Source organism: Paenibacillus alginolyticus DSM 5050 = NBRC 15375 (assembly GCF_000422905.1).
Taxonomy (GTDB): domain Bacteria; phylum Bacillota; class Bacilli; order Paenibacillales; family NBRC-103111; genus Paenibacillus_E; species Paenibacillus_E alginolyticus.
Genome location: NZ_AUGY01000200.1, coordinates 1 through 3,639, shown reverse-complemented (window position 1 = coordinate 3,639; position 3,639 = coordinate 1). Strand labels below are relative to the sequence as shown.

The 3,639-nt window shown below is 49.2% G+C and carries 4 protein-coding genes; all 4 read left to right on the top strand.

The genetic code is table 11. The features are described 5' to 3' along the window. The first annotated feature begins 481 nt into the window (after window positions 1-481). The 4 genes from G519_RS0137985 (at window position 482) to G519_RS0137970 (ending at window position 3,525) form a co-directional block, all read left to right on the top strand. Entirely contained in the window at window positions 482-1,069 is a 588-nt protein-coding gene (locus tag G519_RS0137985) for a TetR/AcrR family transcriptional regulator (protein ID WP_036635501.1), read from the top strand. A 38-nt stretch (window positions 1,070-1,107) separates the two neighbouring features. After that, a complete protein-coding gene (locus G519_RS0137980) occupies window positions 1,108-1,872 on the top strand; it encodes an electron transfer flavoprotein subunit beta/FixA family protein (protein WP_029198978.1) in 765 nt (254 codons plus the stop codon). A 19-nt stretch (window positions 1,873-1,891) separates the two neighbouring features. Beyond that, window positions 1,892-2,875: an electron transfer flavoprotein subunit alpha/FixB family protein gene (locus G519_RS0137975; RefSeq protein WP_029198977.1), complete on the top strand. Its 984-nt coding sequence runs from the start codon at window positions 1,892-1,894 to the stop codon at window positions 2,873-2,875. A 227-nt stretch (window positions 2,876-3,102) separates the two neighbouring features. Next, window positions 3,103-3,525, top strand: coding sequence for an ester cyclase (locus G519_RS0137970; protein WP_029198976.1), 423 nt, complete (start codon window positions 3,103-3,105; stop codon window positions 3,523-3,525). Window positions 3,526-3,639: the final 114 nt, after the last annotated feature.

The window sequence follows — 3,639 nt, the reverse complement described above, 5'->3', positions numbered from 1 at the left end:
ATACCCCTCAGCTTTCTGCTTAATTTTTTTGAAAAGTACCGATTCAAATTGGAGAAGCAGATTCTCAAATAAATTACATTGTGAAACGTACTCCTGGAGACTGTTATTTCCCTATTTTCTTTGACTTCTACAGATATAGCAGTCTTTATGGACACTTATTCCACACTAGCCTCAACATCCAGCTCGAATCCAACAATAATGAGCCATAACATCGCCCCAACTTCTACTGGACTCAGAACCCCACTCATCCCACGAAGTAACCGCTTACATTCGAACAACGTAAAAAAGCAAGTTCCATTTGACCCTTTTTCCAGAGTTGAAAACTGCTTCATTGTGATGTGTAAGCCGGCAAACCTTCCTACTTGCTTTAATAAGCTGAATAAGTCGTTGACAAGGCGTACTGCGTATTTTATGATGAAATTACAAAAATGAATGAGCATTCATTCACCGATATTTGTATTCTAACACCGAGGTGATCTCCTTGACAAGTGGCAAAAAACCAGACAAGTATTACGCAATACTCGAAGGCGCTCTGAAAGTGTTTGCTGAGCACGGCTTTCATAAATCCCAAGTCTCCCGAATCGCCAAGGAAGCTGGAGTTGCCGATGGCACTATCTACCTTTATTTCAAGAAGAAGGAGGATATTTTAACCAGCCTGTTTCAGGAGAAATTAGGCGAACTTGTTGAGAAGCTCAATAATGGGCTAAATGACCAAATGACAGCTAGAGAAGCGCTGCACAAAGTATGTGAAATTCATTTCAGTGTCCTGGAAGAGAATATTCATCTTGCCTATCTCACCCAAATTGAGCTCAGACAGAGTGATCTCGAGCTTCGCAAAGAGATTGGCCTTGCACTAAAGAGATATATTATCCTCATTGAAAATATATTAGAAAAAGGGAAGAAAGACGGCAGTTTCCGTCCTGATTTTGAAGTGAAGCTTGTGAGGCTTCTCATTTTTGGCGGTATGGATGAAGTCGTTACTTCTTGGCTTATTTCCGGGCAGAAGTATTCGTTAACCGCTCAAGTTGGACCTACCATTGATTTTTTCATGAAAGGTATCGAGTCTTAAGGTCTGTATAACATGTATATTCAGGAAGGAGCTTGACTATGGATATTTTTGTATTGTTGAAGCAAACGTTTGACACGGAGGAAAAAATCGTCCTGCAGAACGGGGCCGTACAAGAGGATGGCGTGAAATTCGTCATCAATCCTTACGATGAATATGCGGTTGAGCAAGCAATTCAAATTCGAGATGAGCTGGGCGGCAAGGTTACTCTGCTCTCCGTTGGTCCCGAACGTACTGCCGAAGCGCTACGAACTGCGCTGGCGATGGGGGCTGATGAAGCTGTTCTTATCTCCGATGAGCGCATTAAGGGAGATGAGTTCGAAGTGGCTGAAATTTTGGCCAACTATTTGCGCGGACAGTCCGTCGATCTCCTATTAGGCGGTAATTTCTCTGTCGACAATGGGGCTGGGCAAGTCGCAATCCGACTCTCCTCCCTCCTCGGCTTACCTCATGTAGCCTCAATAACGAAGTTGGAAATTTCCGGAGGAAAAGCGGTTGCCCACCGCGATGCAGAAGGCGATATCGAAGTGATCGAGGTCCCTCTCCCAGCTCTGTTCACGGCACAGCAAGGCTTGAACGAGCCGCGCTACCCTTCACTTCCTGGCATTATGAAAGCAAAGAAAAAACCGTTCCAGCACTTATCGCTAGATGATATTGATGGCGCTGATTCTGCTGTCGCCAAAACAGAACGCCTTGACTTGACCTTGCCTCCCGAGCGAAAGGCAGGCCGCATTCTAAAAGGCGACCTTCCACAGCAAGTTACCGAACTCGTGCAAGCATTACGCAGTGAATCCAAAGTGATCTAAATAAGGGGAGGCTACATTTATGAGCAAAACATTTCTCGTTGTTGCAGAAGCACGCGGCGGCAAGCTGCGTCAGGTATCCTTTGAAGCATTACGCGCAGCGCAGCTTTCCGCTGCTGATGGCGACGCCATCGCCGCCGTTTTGATTGGCGGCGCAGGAAGCAAAGCGCTTGCCGGTGAGCTTGCGGCTTATGGCGCAGACACCATCTATGTCGTCGAAGACAACCAGCTGGAGAGCTACAGCTCGGAAGCCTATTTGAGCGCTTTGCTGGCCGTCACAGATATCGCCGGGCCAGGCGCGCTCTATTTCGGCCACACGGCAGTTGGCCGAGATCTCGCACCGCTGGCCGCGGCGAAGCTCGCAGCTGGCCAGCTCTCGGACGTTACAGCTATCTCGCGCAGCGGGGATAGCGTGCAGTTCACGCGGCCGCTTTACGCAGGCAAAGCCGTCGAAAAGAAAGCGTTTACCGACCCGAATGGCACATGGGTCGTGACGATAAGACCGAACAACATCGCAGCTTCCGAGCCTGACGCTTCGCGTCAAGCCGAGGTCATCGATGTTGCTTACCCCGCTCCCTCCCTGCGCAGCATCATTAGGGAGGTCGTCAAGAAAACGTCCGGCACCATCGACTTGGCAGAAGCCAAGATCGTTGTCTCCGGCGGACGGGGCGTGCGCAGCGCCGATGGCTTCCAGCCGCTCGAAGAGCTGGCTGCCGTCTTGGGCGGCGCTGTCGGGGCTTCCCGCGGAGCCTGCGACGCAGGCTACTGCGAGTACGCGATGCAAATCGGCCAGACCGGCAAGGTCGTGACGCCGGAGATCTACATCGCATGCGGCATTAGCGGCGCCATCCAGCATCTTGCCGGGATGAGCTCTTCGCGCGTCATCATCGCCATCAACAAGGATGCTGAGGCGCCGATCTTCAAAGTCGCCGACTACGGCATCGTCGGCGATCTGTTCGAGGTCGTGCCGCTGCTGACCGAGGAATTCCGCCAACTATTGAAGTAGAGGCTCCCTCTCTACTCGTAAATTATCCACCCTGATATTAGGCTCAGCCTGCTATCGGGGTGGTTTTTTTAATATTAAAGGGAGATTAGATCGCTGAATCCACTCCATAGTACATTTTCCAATGAAACTTATTAGATTTGCCCATGATCGCCGCAAATTCTTTGCTTGAACTTCACCCGGCTATCCAGTAAACTCAGCATACATTCATAATGACAGGAGCATTTCCTATGCCTAAAACACCAACAGAAATCGTTCAGCAGTTTTTCAACCAAGTTCGGTCTGGCAAACAACCCGATGCCGCCATTCAATATATGGCCGAGCAGGTGCTTGCTCATCAAATGACCGCAGAAAACGAAACTACCGTTCACCGAACACCAGCCAATTATGCTGACCACGTTAGGGAAATGATCGCAGTCTACGGTGATTTCCACCTTGAGGTACAAGAACTTATTGCACAGGATGATCGTGTTTACGTACGTTGGAAACAGACCGGTACTCACATCGGAGAAGTCGACGGCTTTACGCCTACTGGCCAAACCGTCATTGAGATCGCCAGCGCTGTGTATCGCATTGAAAACGAACGTATCGTAGAATACTGGATCCAAATCGACCGTGAAGGCATTCGCCTTCAGCTTCAAAGAAACGCTTAAGTTACTATTGCTACTCACTAAGAACAAAATCACCCTACGGGTGAATAAACATTTCTAGCCGACGGTTTTACTCAATCCTCGGCTTTTCCTTTCTTACCATCGTCCCATTACATG

What these genes read in the sequence shown, in the direction of transcription:
- G519_RS0137980 (WP_029198978.1), top strand. Translation starts at nt 1,108, where the DNA reads ATGGATATTTTTGTATTGTTGAAGCAAACGTTTGACACGGAGGAAAAA.
- G519_RS0137975 (WP_029198977.1), top strand. Translation starts at nt 1,892, where the DNA reads ATGAGCAAAACATTTCTCGTTGTTGCAGAAGCACGCGGCGGCAAGCTG.
- G519_RS0137970 (WP_029198976.1), top strand. Translation starts at nt 3,103, where the DNA reads ATGCCTAAAACACCAACAGAAATCGTTCAGCAGTTTTTCAACCAAGTT.